This is a genomic window from Chryseobacterium luquanense, assembly GCF_026460945.1.
Lineage (GTDB): Bacteria > Bacteroidota > Bacteroidia > Flavobacteriales > Weeksellaceae > Chryseobacterium > Chryseobacterium luquanense.
Genome location: NZ_JAOVZV010000024.1, coordinates 1 through 17,768, shown reverse-complemented (window position 1 = coordinate 17,768; position 17,768 = coordinate 1). Strand labels below are relative to the sequence as shown.

The following is a 17,768-nucleotide window of genomic DNA, read 5'->3' as shown; positions in this document are numbered from 1 at the left end:
TTTTATATAAAAGAAATCGGCTCTAATTTTTTAGAGCCGATTTTTATTTGGAAATTAGATTAAACTTATTTCTTCATAATCTTATGTGAAAATCTTGAACCATCTTTATAATCTAAAACAAGAATATACATTCCTTCTTTTAAATCTGATAAATTGATTGTAGATGAAACTCCATCAAATGATTTTAAAATCCTTCCAGAAACATCAATGATTGAAACAGATTTCACATTTTCAACATTATCGATATTAATAACATCAGTAAAAGGATTTGGATAAATTCTCAGTTTATTTTTAGCTAAAACCTCCGAAGTTCCTAAAGTTTTAAGCTCATAAGAAAGATTATCTATTGACAAACTGTTTGCCGGTGTTCCCGGATTTTTCAATGCTAACTGAGTTACACCCACTGGAAGAACAGGAATATCAAATGAAAAAGGATACGTTGTATTGGTGGTAGGAACGCTGAATGTTGTCATTTCAACAAAATTATTCGAAGCATCCACATATCCTATCTGAAGAATTCCATTTGCTGTAACAGAAGCTTTAGCATCAAACTTTAATCTGTACTCCCCAGATTGTAAAGTAGACATAGGTGGTAAAGCTACATAGGCAATACGTGCTCCAGATGTCCATAAATAAAGAGTATTACTTCCGGTAATCGTCGTACTATTTGAAATATGCCCACCATTTGTTGTCCCCAAATTTGTCCAGCAAATAGGTAAAACTCCGGCATTTCCATTAGTTGTTCCTGTATATCCTTCAAATCCTTCAAAATAAGACCCCGTTAAAGTATTACATTGCGTAGCAAAATTAGTAACAGAAGTCCAAACACTTTTATCTGAAGAACTACATGCTGATCTTACCCAAACATAGTAGTTTGTAGAATTTTGTAAAGGTCCTATTGGCGTCGTTAAACCCGGAACATTGCTTACATTTGGTGTAGTAGATGACGTAGGTGCGGTATTGGTAGTTGAATAATAAACATCATAACCATTTGCGGGAGCAACTGTAGGAGCGAACCAATTAACTGTTGCAGTAGTTGTTGTAATATTATTTACATTTACCCCATTCGGAATCCAACATGTAGGCGGAGTCCAAGTATAAGTAAATCCTGCAGATGGCATTCCTGGTGTTGCATTGGTAGTATGTGAAGCTTGTGTACTACTATTTGCAGTTCCAGCATTAGAACTCATGAAATCTAATGTTGTAGCATTAAGCCTGTTATTAAAATCTGCATTTGTAGTACCTCTTAAACCGATTTGAGCAGTTGTAGCAGCACCAGTTGTTCCAACTAAAAAAGCACCACTATCGTAAACCATTTTGATTACATTGGAGGTTTCCTGTAATCTGATTTGGAAAGAAAATGCATACGCTGCAGTAGTAGAAATAGAATAAGCAGGTCTAAAATTCTTCCACTGGATAACGACTTCCCGGTTAGGAGCAGCACCAACAGTTTCCCAGCTGATATTTCCTGTTACACTGTTGAGATCAAAAACACTGTTGAGATCTCGTCCCCACGCAGAAACAGCTCCCTCATAAGCAGCTGTATTTGAAATGGGAGTGAGGTTCGTAGAAGTTGGAGCAGTTGCTCCAAAAGTTACAAAACCATTTGTTGTTACATTTAAAGAGCTATATGAAGTAGCATTAAATGTAAAATTGAACGGAAGTGTTACTGAATAAACATTACTGTTGAGACTCGTAGTAGATGTGTTTCCGGTTGCTGTTTCTAAAACCGTTCCCGTGATGGGTGTAAAAGTTCCTGATGACTGCGCAAAATTGTAAGTACTCACTTGAGCATTTACAGCGCTATAACTTGCAAATAAAAATGCAAGACCTGCAAACGTGCCTTTTAAATAGCTTTGGTTTGATTTTCTTTTAAAAAAAGAACAATTGTAGATTTGTTTCATAGAAATTTGAATTAGTAATTGAAACAAATATATGAAATTTACAAATACCTAATTAAACACCCAATCAATACAATAAATACAAATAAAATGAAATAAAAATTTAAAATTCAACAATAAAAATAACCAATGTTTAAAAAAGAAACAATTCAAATTATTCTTCACAAGCCCGCCATATCGCATCATTCTGCGGAACAGGAGCAACAATTTCCACCGCTTCTTTTGTAACCGGATGAATAAACTGAAGCTTTCTTGCGTGAAGGTTAATTCCGCCATCAGGATTTGAGCGAGGAGCTCCATATTTCAAATCTCCCTTAATTGGAACTCCAGTTTTTGACAACTGAGCACGAATCTGATGATGCCTTCCGGTTTCCAAATCAATTTCCAACAGAAGATAATTATCTAAAGTTTTGATGACGTTATAAGTCAGAATTGCCTCTTTAGCTCCATCTGTCGCTTTAGGAAAAACAATCGCCTTGTTATTTTTCTCGTTCTTCTGTAAATAATGAACCAATCTTTGGCTTTGCGGAATCATTTCTTTAGCAACAACCGCCCAATATGTTTTTTTGACTTCTCTATTTTTAACCATTTGCGTTAAACGGGAAAGCGCTTTTGAAGTTTTAGCATAAATGACCAATCCAGAAGTTGGTCTATCAATACGATGCACTAAACCCAGAAAAACATTCCCGGGTTTATTATCTCTTTTTTTGATGAAATTTTTGATGGACTCAAGTAAAGGTTCGTCGCCGGTTTTATCTCCCTGAACGAGTTGTCCCACTTTTTTATTAATAACTAAAAGATGGTTGTCTTCGTAGACGATTTGTTCCTCCATAACTTACTGACGATACTGAGATCTGCTGATAAAAGAAATAACAACTCCCCCTAAAAGGCCAATTGTTTTAATAATATTTAGACTTGATTCAATAGGTAAAAAAGCTCCAACAATACACAAACCAGCAGCTGCATACATTGGATACATAAATTTAGGATTCGTCAACATCAACATTCTTCCCTGAACAATAAAACTGATTCCTATTAAAATATAAAATAATCTTGCTGAAAGAAAATAATTAATGTCTCCCGGGAAAATTTTAAACCATCCTACTGCAAGACAAATAATTGCCAAAATAGAGATGATTCCTTGTGCGGTTTGTAAATTATTTCTCATTAATAACTTTCATTTTGATTAGGAAAATCAGCACTTTTCACATCTTTTACATATTGTGAAACTGCTCCTGTAATTTCCGTATATAAATCTAAATACCTTCTTAAAAATTTAGGCGAAAAACCCTTGTTCATACCTACCATATCGTGGTACACCAAAACCTGTCCGTCACAATTAGCTCCAGCTCCGATTCCGATGGTTGGAATTGATATGCTTTCTGTCACTCTTTTTGCCAAATCAGCTGGAATTTTTTCTAAAACAACACCAAAACAGCCTAATTCTTCTAGCAATTTTGCATCGTTGATTAATTTTTCTGCTTCAGCTTCTTCTTTAGCTCTTACTTTATAAGTTCCAAATTGATAAATCGATTGCGGCGTCAATCCCAAATGTCCCATAATCGGAATTCCGGCATTGATAATTTTCTTAATTGATTTTGAAATTTCTTTACCACCTTCAATTTTAATCGCATGAGCTCCGCCTTCTTTCATCATTCTTACCGCAGATTGCAAAGCGATATCCGGATTACTTTGGTAGGTTCCAAAAGGAAGATCCGCAATCACCAAAGCTCTATCGGTACCTCTTACAACACTTTGTGTATGATAAATCATTTGATCTAAAGTGATTGGAAGCGTCGTTTCAAAACCCGCCATTACATTGGCTGCAGAATCACCAACAAGAATAGTATCTACACCACCTGCATCCACCATTTTAGCAGTTGTAAAATCGTAAGCGGTAAGCATTGTTATTTTTTCCTTGTCGAATTTCATTTTACGCAAGGTTTCGGTTGTAACTCTTTTAATTTCAGAATGAACAGACATATTATTTATGATTGTTTTAAAGTTAAAAAGTCGGCACTTGGCCGACTTATATTTATTTTGAATTTTATAAAACTACGTGTCCTAGTTTCATTAATTTGTCGTGGTTGAGAATTTTGATATTTCTACCGTCTACTTCGATGAGCTGATCTCCTTTAAACTCAGAAATCAAACGGATTGCACTTTCTGTAGCCGTTCCGATGATATTGGCAATTTCTTCTCTTGTTAATGAGATTTTGATGAAACCTTCAGGATCTGTACCCAATTTCTGCTCAAGAAGAATAAGAATTTCGGCTAATCTTTCGCGCACCGTTTTTTGAGCTAAGAAAGTAATCGTATTAGAAGACTCTCCCAATTCGTAAGAAATTTTCTGAAGCATGATGAAAGAAAGTTGAGGATCTACCTCCAATAAAGACATAAAAATATCAGCTGGAAGAAAAGTACATTCTACATCCGTCATTGCTTCAGCTTTTGCCTGAAAATTTTCACCACAAAGCAAAGCTCTGTAGCCGATGATATCACCTTCTTTTATAAATCTTAAAATCTGATCTTTCCCAAAAGATCCGGACTTCGATAATTTAGCAGCACCGGTTTCCAAAAAATAAACTCCTTTAGGAATTTCACCATCATCAAAAATGATGTCATGTTTCTGAAAAGTCAGTTTCTTTTTAGCATTAATGTATCTTTCAAAATCAGTATTGGAAAGCCTCTCTTTGAAGGATTTATCGTTAAAAACCCTGGCAAATCTTTCTTCAATAGCAATCTGTTGTTCCTGCGACATTCTTATATGACATTTGTCACAAAAATAGAACATTTTAAATCGATAAACAAAAAAAAAATGTTATAATTTTGTGTCTCAATAATTTATGAAGGTGAGCGAGAACTGTTTTCATTGCGGACAAGGGATAGAAAAAGAAAGAATTTCTTTTGATGAAAAAATTTTCTGCTGTACTGGCTGCAAATCTGTTTATGAAATCTTAAACATCAACAATCTCAGCAACTTCTATGAATTAAATAAGAATGCAGGAATCAGACCTGACGAAAATTCTTCGCAGTTTGATTATCTCGATACTCCCGAAATTTTCGACAGAATTACAGATTTCTCAGAAGGAAACACAAGTTTAGTTACATTTAGAATTCCAGTAATTCACTGTTCATCTTGTATCTGGCTTTTAGAAAGTCTTCATACTTTACACGAACACATTCATTATTCTCAAGTTAACTTTACAAGAAAGACCTTACAGGTTTCATTCAATCATAACGAACTAAAATTAAGTGATTTAGCTAAATTTTTAACAAATCTTGGTTACAAACCTGCCATCAATCTTGAAACTGCTGACAAAAATGAAGATAATTTAGATAAATCTTTACTGGTAAAACTGGCAATTGCCGGATTTGCTTTCGGAAACGGAATGTTTTTAGCCTTCCCGGAATATATTGGTGGCGAAGATTTCTGGATGGAACACTATAAAGGTTTATTCAGAATTTTGATGTTCTTACTTTCAGTTCCAGTTGTATTTTATTCTGCTTCAGATTATTATAAATCAGCTTGGTATGGTTTAAAAAACAAAATCGTCAACATCGACGTCCCGATCGTTTTGGGAATATTCGTTTTGTTTGGACGAAGCATTTATGAAATTGCAACCGATTACGGACCGGGATATTTTGACACGTTGTGTGGGCTTTTATTCTTCATGCTTTTGGGGAAAATTTTCCAGAAAAGAACGTATAGCTCACTTTCTTACGACAGAGATTACAAATCATTTTATCCGATTGCAGTAACTAAAGTTGATTTCCATGGAAAGCAGGAAAATATTTTGCTTTCTGAAATTAAAATCGGAGACAGAATTTTAGTGAGAAACCAGGAAATTATCCCTGTTGATGCAATTTTAATTAGCGGAAAAGGAAATATCGACAATAGTTTTATTACGGGAGAAAGCGCAAGCATATCTAAAAATCCAGGCGATAAAATTTTTGCAGGCGGAAAACAGATTGGCTCTTCCCTTGAACTTGAAGTGATTAAAAACGTTGACCAGAGTTACCTTACCCAACTTTGGAACAAGGAAGCTTTCAAAAAGCACGAAACCGGACTTGACACATTAATCAACAACATTAGTAAGTATTTCACATTCATCATTTTAGGAATTGCATTGGTTGCAGGAATTTATTGGTACTTTATTGATCTGGAGACGATGTTTCAGGTGATTTCTGCAGTTTTAATTATTGCCTGTCCTTGCGCATTGGCCTTATCTTCTCCATTTACTTTTGGTCACATAATGAGGATTTTAGGTCGAAATAAATTCTACGTAAAAGACACTTTAACGATTGAGAAAATTGCAAAAGTAAACGCTTTAGTTTTCGATAAAACAGGAACCATCACACACAGAAAAAAATCAAATATCAGATATGAAGGTTCTGAAATTCAGGAATTTGACTTATTAAACATTAAAAGTTTAGTTAAAAACTCAAATCACCCGCTTTCTAAATCTTTGTATGAATTTTTAGAAGTTCAGGATGACTACTTCCCTGTTGATCAATTTGAAGAAATCTCAGGAAAAGGTTATGAAGCGAGCGTAAGAAGCAATATTTACAAAATCGGTTCTGCAAAATATAACAATCAAGAGTCTAAAAACCTTGAAACTGCGGTTTACATCAGCAAAAACAATGAGTTTATCGGGAAATTTATTTTTAAAAATGAATACCGCGAAAACCTAAGCAATCTTTTCAAAAAACTTATTAATTATAAGATTTTCATTCTGAGCGGCGACAATTCTTCTGAGGAAAATCAGCTGAAAGAAATCATTCCGAATTACAGTTCGATGGCATTTAACCAAAATCCGGAAGACAAACTGAATTATATCAAAAATCTTCAGGACGAAGGCTTAAAAGTCATCATGCTCGGAGACGGATTAAACGATGCCGGAGCTTTAAAACAAAGCAATGTTGGAATTGCAATTTCTGACGACAGCAATAGCTTTACGCCATCTTCAGATGTCATAATGAACGGTGAAAAAGTATCTCAGCTTGACAACTATCTTAATGTTTGTAAAGGTTCGATTACGATTGTAAAACTGACTTTCTTGATCAGCTTTTTATACAATGTTGTGGGATTATCGTTTGCCGTAACCGGAAATATGAGTCCACTTTTTGCTGCTTTAATTATGCCGGCAAGTTCGATTACCGTGATTTCTTTTACCACCATTTCAACATGGATTCTGGGGAAGAAATATTTCAAAAAACAGGCTTAAAAGCCCTTATTTAGACTGATTTTAAATTAGCCAAAGCCGCTATTTCGTGATAATTGTCATTATTTTTCACTAATTTTGAACCCCGAAAATAGGTTAATTTTGTTGTCAGATGGATATTCTATATTTAATGATCTTATGCAGCGTTTCTTTGGCTGCAGTTTTCTTGGTTATTTTTATAGTAAACGCCAGAAAAGGACAGTTTGAAGATGATGAATCTCCAGCTGTGAGAATACTCTTTGATTCCGGTGAAATAAAGGATAAAAAAGAAACTGGCAACGAAAATAAAAAGGAAAAAGGAGATAATAATAAATTTGAAGAAAAAAGTGAATAGTTAATATGGAGACACAAAAGTTTAGTTATGACAACAATATTGTTCGAGCATTCCTTTACGCGACCATAGTTTTTGGAATTATTGGTTTCGTGTTTGGATTGACGGCAGCATTGATGCTTTTCTATCCTGAGCTTCCTGAATTTTTGTTCGGAACTGACGATACAACAATCAACAGTTTGGCATCAGGAAACATACAAGGGTTAATTAATACCAACGGTGCGTTAGGTTTTGGTAGAATAAGAATGCTACACACCAATACGGTAATCTTTGCATTTGTTTGTAACATTGTTTATGTAGGAGTTTATTATTCTACACAGAGATTATTAAAAACAAGAATGTATAGTGATACACTTTCTTGGGTTCATTTCTGGACTTGGCAAATCATGATTGTAGCGACTTTCATCACATTCTTTATGGGGATCAATACTTCAAAAGAATATGCTGAGCACGAGTGGCCAATCGACATATTAATTGCAATATCTTGGATTATCTTCGGAATAAACATGATATTGACGATCAAAAAGAGAAGAGTAAGACATCTTTACGTTGCAATATGGTTCTATTTGGGAACTTGGGTAGCCGTAGCAATGCTACACATCTTCAACAATCTTGAAGTGCCTTTATCATTCTCAGGATGGAAATCTTATTCAGCTTATGCAGGTGTAAAAGATGCTATCGTTCAGTGGTGGTACGGTCACAATGCAGTTGCATTCGTATTGACAACTCCGGTTCTTGGTTTGATGTATTATTTCTTACCAAAAGCAGCAGACAGACCTGTATTCTCGTATAAACTTTCGATTATTCACTTCTGGTCATTAATTTTCGTATATATTTGGGCTGGGCCTCACCACCTTCAGTATACAGCATTACCAGCTTGGGCTCAAGCGGTGGGAACAGGTTTCTCAATCATGCTTATTGCCCCATCTTGGGGAGGAATGCTAAACGGTCTTCTTACCTTAAGAGGAGCGTGGGATAAAGTAAGAGAAAATCCTATTCTTAAATTCTTTGTAGTTGCAGTTACTTGTTATGGTATGGCAACTTTCGAAGGGCCTTTATTGGCAACAAAAAACATCAACAAAATTGGTCACTTTACCGACTGGGTAATTGGTCACGTTCACTTAGGAGCATTAGGATGGAATGGTTTCATGGCATTCGGTGTTATCTATTATTTGGTACCAATTATGTGGAGAACCAAAATCTGGTCTGTAAAATTAGCAAACTGGCATTTCTGGTTGGGAACTTTAGGAATTATTTTCTATGCTGTCCCAATGTATATCGCTGGATTTACACAAGGTTTAATGTGGAAGCAATTTAATCCTGACGGAACTTTATTGTGGAAAAACTGGTTAGATACTGTAACTGCAATTATTCCTTACTATAAATTAAGATTCTTAGGAGGTTTATTCTATCTTTCTGGAGGTTTGCTATTAGTTGTGAATGTTTATAAAACAATTAAAAAAGGATCATTCCAAAAAGAAGTTCCTGCAGAAGCTCCGGCTTTGGCAAATATCAGCAACAAAAGAAAAGAAGGAGAAGGATTCCACCTTTGGTTGGAAAGAATGCCGATGTTATTAACAGTAATGTCATTGCTTACTATTTCAATAGGAAGTATGGTAGAGATTATCCCTACTCTATCTCTTAAGAAAAGTGTACCTACAATCTCTGCGGTGAAACCATATTCACCATTAGAATTGGAAGGTAGAGATTTATATATCCGTGAAGGTTGTAACGCTTGTCACTCACAGATGGTAAGACCGTTCAGAGACGAGATTGTAAGATTTAACGGTAAAAACGGACAGTATTCTAAAGCAGGAGAATTCGTTTACGACAGACCTTTCCTTTGGGGATCAAAAAGAACAGGACCAGATTTGCATAGAGAAGGTGGTAAAAACCCAAGTTCTTGGCATTACAAACACATGTATAACCCAAGATCTACATCTGCAGGTTCTATCATGCCTCGTTACCCTTGGTTGATTTCAAACAATTTAGATAGATCTAAAATGGTTGATAAAATCAAATTTATGAAGAGTACTTACGATGTACCTTACACAAAAGCTCAAATTGACTCTGCTGATAAATGGGCAGATAATCAAGCAGCGAAAATTGTAAAGGACATCTTTGTAGAAGCAGCCGACTTAAAAGATGCTTATGCAAAAAGACCTAAAGGTGAACTAGAGAAGAAAGAAATCATTGCTTTAATTTCTTATTTACAGAGATTGGGTACAGATATCAAAACGACAGAAATAAAAACAGCTAGTAATAACTAAACATTAAAAGCGTAAGATGATTCCTCAAAACTTTAAAGACATATTATCCAATACCGACAATGCAGGTTTTTACCAAACATTGGCTCTGATATTCTTTATGCTGTTTTTCGTTTCTCTTATTATATATGTTTTTAGCAGGCCTAAAAAATATTATAAAGAAGAAGAGCATGCACCTCTTGAGGATGACGAAGATGATTTTAATTTAAAAAATTAAACAATTATTATGAAACAAAGAACACCGGTTGTTGTAAACATCTTGATAATAACAGTATTATTAGTAATATTTTATTATTTATTTGTTCAGAGCTACTCGTTTTTAGCTTCACCATATTTCTGGGGAACAGTTGTGATCAGTGCAATTTTAGCATACATTCACAGTGCGATTGGAGATTTGATTGAAAACAATAAGTTCAAAAAACTATCTGTTGAAGAAAAATCTGCTTATCTTAATGAAAAGAAAATTCCTTTCTTAAAGAGACAATATGATGCAGCTTTCAAAAAGCAGTCTGATTCTCACGAAAAAGACATATTGATTGACCACGGTTTCGACGGAATTATGGAATTAGATAACCAGTTACCAAAATGGTGGTTAGGTTTATTCTACTTCGGAACTGTATTTTGTATTGTTTACATTTGTGCTTATGCATTTACAGACTTCGCTCACCCAATCAGCGAATACGATAAAGAATATAAAGAGCAGATGGCTGCAATTGAAATTTTTAATGAAAGCCAACCTCCTATTACGATAGAATCAGCAGCATTCTCTGAAGATAATATCGCAGCAGGTGAAGAAATTTTCAAAAGCAACTGTGTATCTTGTCACTCAGATGGTGGTAAAGGTGGTATCGGTCCTAACTTGACAGATAACTTCTGGCATAACCAACCTGAGAAAACATTATTCAAAAACGTTTTCCACGTTGTTGAAAATGGGGTTGCAGGAACTGCAATGCAAGCTTGGGGTAAAAACGGAGTTTTAACAGGAACAGACATCCAAAATGTTGCAGCTTACGTTTATTCTATCAATCAGATGAAAAAACCAATTACTCCTGCCGAAGGCGGCGCACCTCCTTACGGTGACGAAGCACATTGGGAAAAACAGTAATTTTAAAAAATAGAAAATATATGAAAAAACATAATTTGTTATTAGATGAAAATAGTAACGAATTATGTTTTTTCTTTTTTAAAACCTAGAATAAAATGTCAAAAATAGATGAAGACATCGCTCGTGGCGGACAGGGACAGGTTTTAGACCCTGAAACCTATAGAGATTCTATAGGCACAATGGAACAATCCGGGAAAAGAAAATGGGTTTTTCCAAAGAAACCGAAAGGTAAATACACCAACAAAAGAGAATTGGTAAGCTATATTCTCCTCATTATCTACTTTGCCATACCATTCATCAAAATCAATGGGAATCCGTTTTTTTTGTTTAATGTTATCGACAGAGAGTTTTTCATTGCAGGACAGCCTTTTTATCCTCAGGATTTCTTTATCCTTACTTTAGGTGCTATTGCTTCTCTTATATTCATTATTATTTTTACGATAGCATTCGGAAGAATTTTCTGCGGGTGGATTTGCCCTCAGACAATTTTTATGGAATCTGTCTTTCGTAAAATAGAATTTTGGATTGAAGGAGACCGTAACAAGCAAATGAAACTGGACAGACAGGAATGGAATTCTGAAAAAATCTGGAAAAGAAGCTTAAAGTGGTCGGTTTATGTTGTGATTTCATTAATTATTACGCACTTCATGTTCATGTATATTGTAGGATATGAAGAAGTAATTAATATTATCTCACAAGGACCATTTGCCAATACAACCAATTTTATTGTGATGATTCTCTTCACAGCAGCATTTTATTTTGTATTTGCATGGTTCAGAGAACAGGTTTGTACTTTGGTTTGTCCATACGGAAGGTTACAAGGAGTTTTAATTGATAAAGAAACCATCAACGTTTTTTATGATTTTAAAAGAGGTGAAAATCGTTCTAAATGGAGAAAAGGTGAAGACAGAAAAGCTGCCGGAAAAGGAGACTGTATTGATTGTTATCAGTGTGTTGTCGTTTGTCCGACCGGAATTGACATCAGAGACGGGCAACAATTAGAGTGCGTCAACTGTACCGCTTGTATCGATGCCTGTGATGAAGTAATGGAAAAAGTGGGTCTTCCAAAAGGACTGGTAAGATATGCTTCTGAAAAAGAAATCGAAACAGGAACTCCATACAAATTTACAGGCAGAATGAAAGGTTTTGCTGTAGTTTTAGTTTTTCTGGTAGGGTTTTTAGGATTCTTATTGTACAACCGTGGCGAAATGGAAGCAAAATTCATCAAACCTGCAGGAAGTACATTTTTTGTAAGAGACGGAAAAATAATCAATACTTACAATTACACTTTTTTGAATAAAACGAACGATAAGAAAATTGTTACCATTAAAGTAATTGATCCTGCTCATGCCGAAATTGGTTTCAGTGCATCCAGCAAAATTACGGTTGACAGAGATAAAATTTCAAAAGGAACTATTAACATCAGCTTCCCTGAATCCGAAATGAGTTTATCCAAACAAAATATAACGATTGGAGTATATGACATGAAAGGAAAGTTGATCGACTCATATCAAACCTATTTTGAAGGTCCTTTTAAATTACAGTTTTAATATTTTAAGTTTTAGATTATGAAAAATTTCACTTGGGGACACGGCGTATTTTTAGCGCTTGCCTCTTTTATCATATTTATTTTATCGATGTTGTTTTTATTTCCAAACGGACAAAAAAATTCCGAAATGGTTACAGAACATTATTATGAAGAAGAACTTCAATATCAATCGGTAATCGATGCTAAGAAACGTGCAGATGATTTGGCCGAAAAACCGGTATATTCTCAATCTCCAACAGGAATCAAATTAACTTTTCCTGAAGATATCAACAATTCAAATTCTAAAATCAGCTATGTTCTCAACCGTTCAGATGACCAGAATTTAGATGTAAAAAGAAAAGAAACATTAGACGCAGCACGCTCATTCATAATCCCTAAGGCAGTTTTAAAAAATGGAAATTACACATTAAGACTGATGTGGACAAAAGACAAAGTCGACTACAGACTCGACTATGATGTGATATGGAAATAGCATTGATTGTTTCTGCAATTGGTTTAGGTTTCGCATCCGGTTTTCACTGTATCGGAATGTGTGGTCCCATTGCGTTATCAATGGGTTTAACTAAAAAACAGGCAACTAATTATTACCTTCAGAACATTACTTATCAGTTCGGAAGAATTTCTACTTATGCTTTTTTGGGAGCAATTCTGGGAATTATCGGACAGGGATTTGAAATGGCCGGTTTTCAACAATATCTTACCATTGGAGTAGGAATTTTGTTAATTATTATGGCATTATTTTCATTTGGTGGAAAAGATTTCGCCTCTAAAATTCCGTTCATCTCTAAATTTCTCTTTAAAGTTAAATCCAACTTAGGAAAATTACTTCAGAAAGCCGATTACCGCTCAAGATTCACCACAGGAATTTTAAACGGATTTCTACCTTGCGGAATGGTGTATATGGCATTAACGGCAAGCTTGGCAAGCGGAGGAATTTGGCAGGGAGCTTCCTACATGGCATTATTCGGTCTGGGAACACTTCCGTTTATGTTTACCGTTGTTTTAGTTGGAAATTTAATTAATCAGTCTTTCAGAATTAAAGTACTAAAATTCATTCCTGTTGTAATGATTATCCTTGGTGGATTGTTTATTCTAAGAGGTCTCGAACTCGGCATTCCTTACATTTCTCCTCCATCGGAAGCAATGAAGGTTTCTCCCGAACATGATATTAATTGTCATAATACAGACCCGAATCATAAACATAATCCGGCAACCTGTCATTAAATTAAAATCAATGTGCTCTAAATTCACCATCTTATTTTTAATCATTTCACAGTTTATTTTTTCACAGAAAGGAAAAATCATCAATAATCAATCGACTGCTTTTGAAATTTCAGATAGAAATGACAAGATTGAATTTATGGTTGTTGATACTGAACTAAAAGATAAAAAGCCTATCTTTCTTTGGTGTCAAGGTTCACTTCCCTATCCACTTTATGTTAACTCAAAAGAAGAAGGAATCTGGATGATTGGTGGCGGAATTACCAATTTCAACATTACCAATATTGTTAAAAATTATCACTTGGTTATTATCGCAATGCCGGAAACTCCACTAATTGCTGACGAAAAATACATTAATGAATCCTATTGGTATTTTGGAAATTCTAAAAATAAAAATGAACCAACCATCGAGTTTCAAAAAGCAGATTATTTAGAAAACTATGTTCAACGAGCTCAAAAAGTTTTAAAATTCCTCAAAAAACAAGATTGGGTTGATAACAGTAAACTTATTGTAGCCGGACATTCTCAAGGCTCAAAAGTAGCAACAAAAATTGCGGTTGCAAATAAAAATGTTTCTAAACTTGGCCTATTTTCAGCCAATCCTTTTGGAAGAATTGATCAGATGATCAGGGATTACAGAAAAGATGCGGAGCAAAAACGCATTTCCTGGGAAGAAGCCGACAAAATGATCGAGAAAGAATATCAAACATTCAGAGATGCCCAAAATCCCCAAAAAATTACAGAAACTCCCAGTTTATTGGCTTGGAAATCTTTTTCTGTGCCTTTATTGGATGATTGGTTAAATTTCAACAAACCAATTTATATGGCTTACGGAACTCATGATATTGCGAGTGATCTGAATGATATGGTTCCGCTCTTTTTTATCAGAGAAAACAAAAATAATCTGACCTTAACAAGACATTTAAATCTAGAACATAATTTCTTTGAAGTTGAAAACGGAATAGTTAATCATGAAAAACCACACTGGGAAAAAGTGATGAATGATTTTGTGGAATGGACATTGAGATAAGTAAATTTACGATTTCCAAAAGCTTATTACAACTCCAAAAATATATTTTTAAAATAGAACTTAAAACGACTGTACTCCGGCTGAAACAAATAGTCTTCTGTTCAATCTTTTTAGATGAGTTCTCAGATTGAGTTTTTTTTCTTTCAATACCATTTGTTCCGTATTTTTTAGTATTATGAATTTCATTAGGAATGAGATATCTATAGTTTCTCAATCTGTCTGTATCTATTTTTTCAGCTTTGGGACTAATCAAAGTTTTTACAATGGCATTAAGTGTTTTGTTATTTCTTTTACATACATAAAAACTTGCGACTTGTTTTGTAATTTTATCAATTGCATAAACCAACCAAATCGGATTGGCTTTTCTTCTTATGAAAATTCTCATCTTCATAACTTGATTAAACTTTATGATAGGAATTTTAGTTCACCTGTAATTTCAATAATTCTTTTGAGCAAGGTGGTTGTTGATATTTTTAATATTCTTGCAATGCTTCTAATTTCTAAACCTTCTTTAGTAAATAGAATAATCTTGCGGTTAATATTTCTCTTGTAAGTATTGTATCTAAAATGAAATACAGTGGTTGCTTTACATTTTTTGCATTGGTATCGTTGCTTGCCACTACAAGTCTTACCATATTTTATAAACTTAGAAACCTCACCAACACATTTGGAATATGAGAAATTCTCTACATTCATATTTACACTTTTTATTTATAAAAGCAAAACGAGTAACCATTTAGATTACTCGTTTTTTGATTGATTTTTATTTGATTCCTTTGGGATGTCTTGTTAATAAAGGATACCAACATATCTGAAACATTGCCGGATCATTCCAACCTGCAGCTTTTAGTTGATCTACCATAGAGAACAATGTACCCACAGCTCCACCATTTCCAAAATAATCTTGTAAAAAACCAAATGCAGTCGGAGTACCAACGAATAATATTCCACCACCAACGGCACCAGTAGCATCAATATAACTATTTTGTTGATAAATAGGGTTTAGATGCATATTTCCTGCACCATCTGTAGAAAACATGGGACGGTTTTCATTTGAAAAATTATGATAATCATAAAAACTGTCCATCGCACTTCTCCCATCCGGATCAATAAACTTCATAGGATTATTATTCCCGTAATGATAAGGTGTAAATCTTCTTGATGTTTCGGCTAAAGGATCTACAACACCCCATCTTCCAAGATCAGGCATATAGAATCTTGCCCCATAGTCATACATTCCGATTTCTTCCTGTAGCTCTTTACCGTTGTATTCGTATTTGTAGCTTCCACCAGCATTAATTCCTTCACTGTATCTTAAGCCAAATGCATAGTAATCATTTTGCTGTACTATAGCCGCTGTATTTCCTTCTCTTGTAAAACTTACCCGTATGTTACCTAAATGATCATTACAGTGGCAAATATAGCGGTTACCTTAATTCCTGCGTTATACCTTAATTTTTTCATTTATATAAAACCTTTAAAAAAGTTGGATTAATGGGACCTTTAAAAATATAGTCTGAATATACAGCATTTGTAACCCCCTTAGCTTCATTTTTTAACTCATTTAAAATAGGAAAAAAATAGCTATTAAACTCTTCGATTTTTAAATGTTTTGTTGGTAATGTAATTTCTTCAATAACAAAAATTTTGTCATCAATAACTACACAAAAAGTATTGTTGATATAAAATGAAAATTTATCTTTAAATAGAATATTATAATCTGGTGGATTAAATCCATTTATATAATTTTTAGGTAAATCTAAATCGCCTAGTAGAATATTTATATCTCCTCCTTTTGATATCTCATCAAGCTTGTCATTAGGTAAATAAAATGTGTAAATAAACTTCCCCTTTGAATAAACTTCAACAATCTGTTTTTCAGGTTTGCTTTCAAAGTTTATATACTGCAAAAGATTGGTGGTGCCATTATCATCTTTTATTATTTTCTTAAAAGTAAAGACAGGATGAATAACTAATTCTATATCAGCTATATCATATATCAAGTCTTTTCTTCTATTTCCATATTTATTATTGGCTTCAACCATTTTCTTAACAAATGATAAAGCTTTTTCTTTATATAAAGTTTTGTTATAAATGTACACAATTGAATCTTGTTTATCTTGTGAAAAGATAATATTAAAAAATAAAAATAAAATTATTGTTAATTTAGTTTTCATATCTTTTAGGGTTTTGATAGGGAAAATATATTATAAACTGTTTGAGATACACCATATTCATTCTGAAAGCTTGATAGTTCTCCACTAATTTTACCATCTTCTGGATCAAAATATTTAATTTTTTTCATTTTGTTAAAATCAGGACTATATGTGATTTCTGTTACTAATACAGCATGTGCAAAACTACGACCTGCCATATCTTTATTACTAAAACCAAGATAAACTGGATGTCCTGCTTGTAAACTCTCTACTATAAATTTAATTGCTTTTGTATTCATTTTTGATGCAACTCCATCATTAAAATAATAATCTCCAGTATCTTTGTTTTCATATAGGGCGTCAACTTTCAACCCTAAACTTTCAAAAAATTCTTTGGTTTTATTTGCTTTAATTCCTCCCAATGTATTAGCATATTTTTGCAAATTTTTCACATTAATATCCATTCCCAAAAATTTCGCTGCGGATCTACCAATAGTAGGAACGCAATCTGTTTCTCCCGTTTGCGGTTTATCAGCTCTTATATTCATTGTAACTTTCAACCATTCTGCAGGAGAATAGGCAGGGTCATTAGATTTTGTAAAATTAAAACTGCCATCACCGCCTGCTGAACCACCCAGATCAAAAAAACTATAATTCTGTGAGGTTGAGCTATTACTATTTCCGGAATACATTCCTTGAAGAAAGCTAAGCGCACCAGCAGCATGATCTCCATCATATATAATGTGACTTCCGTCTCCATTAACGTCTCTAACATTTCTTCCATCCGGATCAATAAACCTCATAGGATTATTATTCCCGTAATGATAAGGCGTAAATCTTCTTGATGATTCTGCTAACGGATCTACAACACCCCATCTTCCAAGATCAGGCATATAGAACCTTGCACCATAGTCATACATGCCCGTTTCTATTTGTAATTCTTTGCCATTGTATTCATACTTATATTGTCCGTCCGAACTATC

19 protein-coding genes are annotated in these 17,768 nt (G+C 34.1%); 9 read left to right on the top strand and 10 right to left on the bottom strand.

The window, feature by feature from the left end; all coding sequences use genetic code 11:
- Positions 1-65 precede the first annotated feature (65 nt).
- The 5 genes from OEA66_RS18890 to OEA66_RS18870 all read right to left on the bottom strand — a co-directional run bounded on the left by OEA66_RS18890 (position 66) and on the right by OEA66_RS18870 (position 4,662).
- Positions 66-1,904: an NIDO-like domain-containing protein gene (locus tag OEA66_RS18890; protein ID WP_267282866.1), complete on the bottom strand. Its 1,839-nt coding sequence runs from the start codon at positions 1,902-1,904 to the stop codon at positions 66-68.
- A 151-nt stretch (positions 1,905-2,055) separates the two neighbouring features.
- Positions 2,056-2,733 (bottom strand): RluA family pseudouridine synthase, encoded by a 678-nt coding sequence (locus OEA66_RS18885; protein WP_267282865.1) that lies wholly within the window; start codon positions 2,731-2,733, stop codon positions 2,056-2,058.
- A 3-nt stretch (positions 2,734-2,736) separates the two neighbouring features.
- A complete protein-coding gene (locus tag OEA66_RS18880; protein ID WP_267282864.1) occupies positions 2,737-3,069 on the bottom strand; it encodes a hypothetical protein in 333 nt (110 codons plus the stop codon).
- Positions 3,069-3,884 carry a 3-methyl-2-oxobutanoate hydroxymethyltransferase gene (gene panB, locus OEA66_RS18875; RefSeq protein WP_267282863.1) on the bottom strand — a complete coding sequence of 272 codons (816 nt, stop codon included), beginning with the start codon at positions 3,882-3,884 and terminating at the stop codon, positions 3,069-3,071. The genes OEA66_RS18880 and panB overlap by 1 nt, the downstream gene beginning before the upstream one ends.
- A gap of 64 nt (positions 3,885-3,948) precedes the next feature.
- On the bottom strand, positions 3,949-4,662 hold the full coding sequence (locus OEA66_RS18870) for a Crp/Fnr family transcriptional regulator (protein ID WP_267264180.1): 714 nt from the start codon (positions 4,660-4,662) through the stop codon (positions 3,949-3,951).
- 91 nt (positions 4,663-4,753) lie between these two features.
- Between OEA66_RS18870 and OEA66_RS18865 the strand changes: the two genes are divergently transcribed.
- From OEA66_RS18865 to OEA66_RS18825, 9 genes are all read left to right on the top strand, one after another.
- The gene (locus OEA66_RS18865) at positions 4,754-7,129 is read left to right on the top strand and encodes a heavy metal translocating P-type ATPase (RefSeq protein WP_267282862.1); all 2,376 of its coding nucleotides are present in this window, start codon (positions 4,754-4,756) and stop codon (positions 7,127-7,129) included.
- A 109-nt stretch (positions 7,130-7,238) separates the two neighbouring features.
- Positions 7,239-7,460: a cbb3-type cytochrome oxidase assembly protein CcoS gene (ccoS, locus tag OEA66_RS18860; RefSeq protein WP_267282861.1), complete on the top strand. Its 222-nt coding sequence runs from the start codon at positions 7,239-7,241 to the stop codon at positions 7,458-7,460.
- 5 nt (positions 7,461-7,465) lie between these two features.
- Positions 7,466-9,727 carry a cytochrome-c oxidase, cbb3-type subunit I gene (ccoN, locus tag OEA66_RS18855; RefSeq protein WP_267282860.1) on the top strand — a complete coding sequence of 754 codons (2,262 nt, stop codon included), beginning with the start codon at positions 7,466-7,468 and terminating at the stop codon, positions 9,725-9,727.
- Between the two features lie 16 nt (positions 9,728-9,743).
- Positions 9,744-9,941 carry a cbb3-type cytochrome oxidase subunit 3 gene (locus tag OEA66_RS18850; protein ID WP_267264177.1) on the top strand — a complete coding sequence of 66 codons (198 nt, stop codon included), beginning with the start codon at positions 9,744-9,746 and terminating at the stop codon, positions 9,939-9,941.
- Positions 9,942-9,950: 9 nt separating this feature from the next.
- Positions 9,951-10,829, top strand: a complete 879-nt coding sequence (locus tag OEA66_RS18845) for a cbb3-type cytochrome c oxidase N-terminal domain-containing protein (RefSeq protein ID WP_267282859.1) — start codon at positions 9,951-9,953, stop codon at positions 10,827-10,829.
- A 95-nt stretch (positions 10,830-10,924) separates the two neighbouring features.
- Positions 10,925-12,379 (top strand): cytochrome c oxidase accessory protein CcoG, encoded by a 1,455-nt coding sequence (ccoG, locus tag OEA66_RS18840; protein ID WP_267282858.1) that lies wholly within the window; start codon positions 10,925-10,927, stop codon positions 12,377-12,379.
- A gap of 18 nt (positions 12,380-12,397) precedes the next feature.
- Positions 12,398-12,850, top strand: a complete 453-nt coding sequence (locus OEA66_RS18835; protein WP_267282857.1) for a FixH family protein — start codon at positions 12,398-12,400, stop codon at positions 12,848-12,850.
- Positions 12,841-13,602 carry a sulfite exporter TauE/SafE family protein gene (locus OEA66_RS18830; RefSeq protein WP_267282856.1) on the top strand — a complete coding sequence of 254 codons (762 nt, stop codon included), beginning with the start codon at positions 12,841-12,843 and terminating at the stop codon, positions 13,600-13,602. Before OEA66_RS18835 ends, OEA66_RS18830 begins: the two co-directional genes overlap by 10 nt.
- 10 nt (positions 13,603-13,612) lie before the next feature.
- Positions 13,613-14,629 carry an alpha/beta hydrolase family protein gene (locus OEA66_RS18825; RefSeq protein ID WP_267282855.1) on the top strand — a complete coding sequence of 339 codons (1,017 nt, stop codon included), beginning with the start codon at positions 13,613-13,615 and terminating at the stop codon, positions 14,627-14,629.
- Here OEA66_RS18825 and OEA66_RS18820 read toward each other — a convergent pair.
- The 5 genes from OEA66_RS18820 to OEA66_RS18800 all read right to left on the bottom strand — a co-directional run.
- Entirely contained in the window at positions 14,565-15,014 is a 450-nt protein-coding gene (locus tag OEA66_RS18820) for an IS1 family transposase (RefSeq protein WP_267282854.1), read from the bottom strand. The two genes, OEA66_RS18825 and OEA66_RS18820, sit on opposite strands and share 65 nt — an antisense overlap.
- 20 nt (positions 15,015-15,034) lie before the next feature.
- Complete coding sequence (locus OEA66_RS20570) at positions 15,035-15,325, bottom strand: IS1/IS1595 family N-terminal zinc-binding domain-containing protein (RefSeq protein WP_445986222.1); 291 nt, start codon at positions 15,323-15,325, stop codon at positions 15,035-15,037.
- Between the two features lie 67 nt (positions 15,326-15,392).
- Positions 15,393-15,980, bottom strand: a complete 588-nt coding sequence (locus OEA66_RS18810; RefSeq protein ID WP_267282892.1) for an RHS repeat domain-containing protein — start codon at positions 15,978-15,980, stop codon at positions 15,393-15,395.
- Positions 15,981-16,089: 109 nt separating this feature from the next.
- Entirely contained in the window at positions 16,090-16,806 is a 717-nt protein-coding gene (locus tag OEA66_RS18805; protein WP_267282852.1) for a hypothetical protein, read from the bottom strand.
- Between the two features lie 5 nt (positions 16,807-16,811).
- On the bottom strand, positions 16,812-17,768 hold a 957-nt coding region (locus OEA66_RS18800; RefSeq protein WP_267282851.1), incomplete at its 5' end, for an RHS repeat domain-containing protein.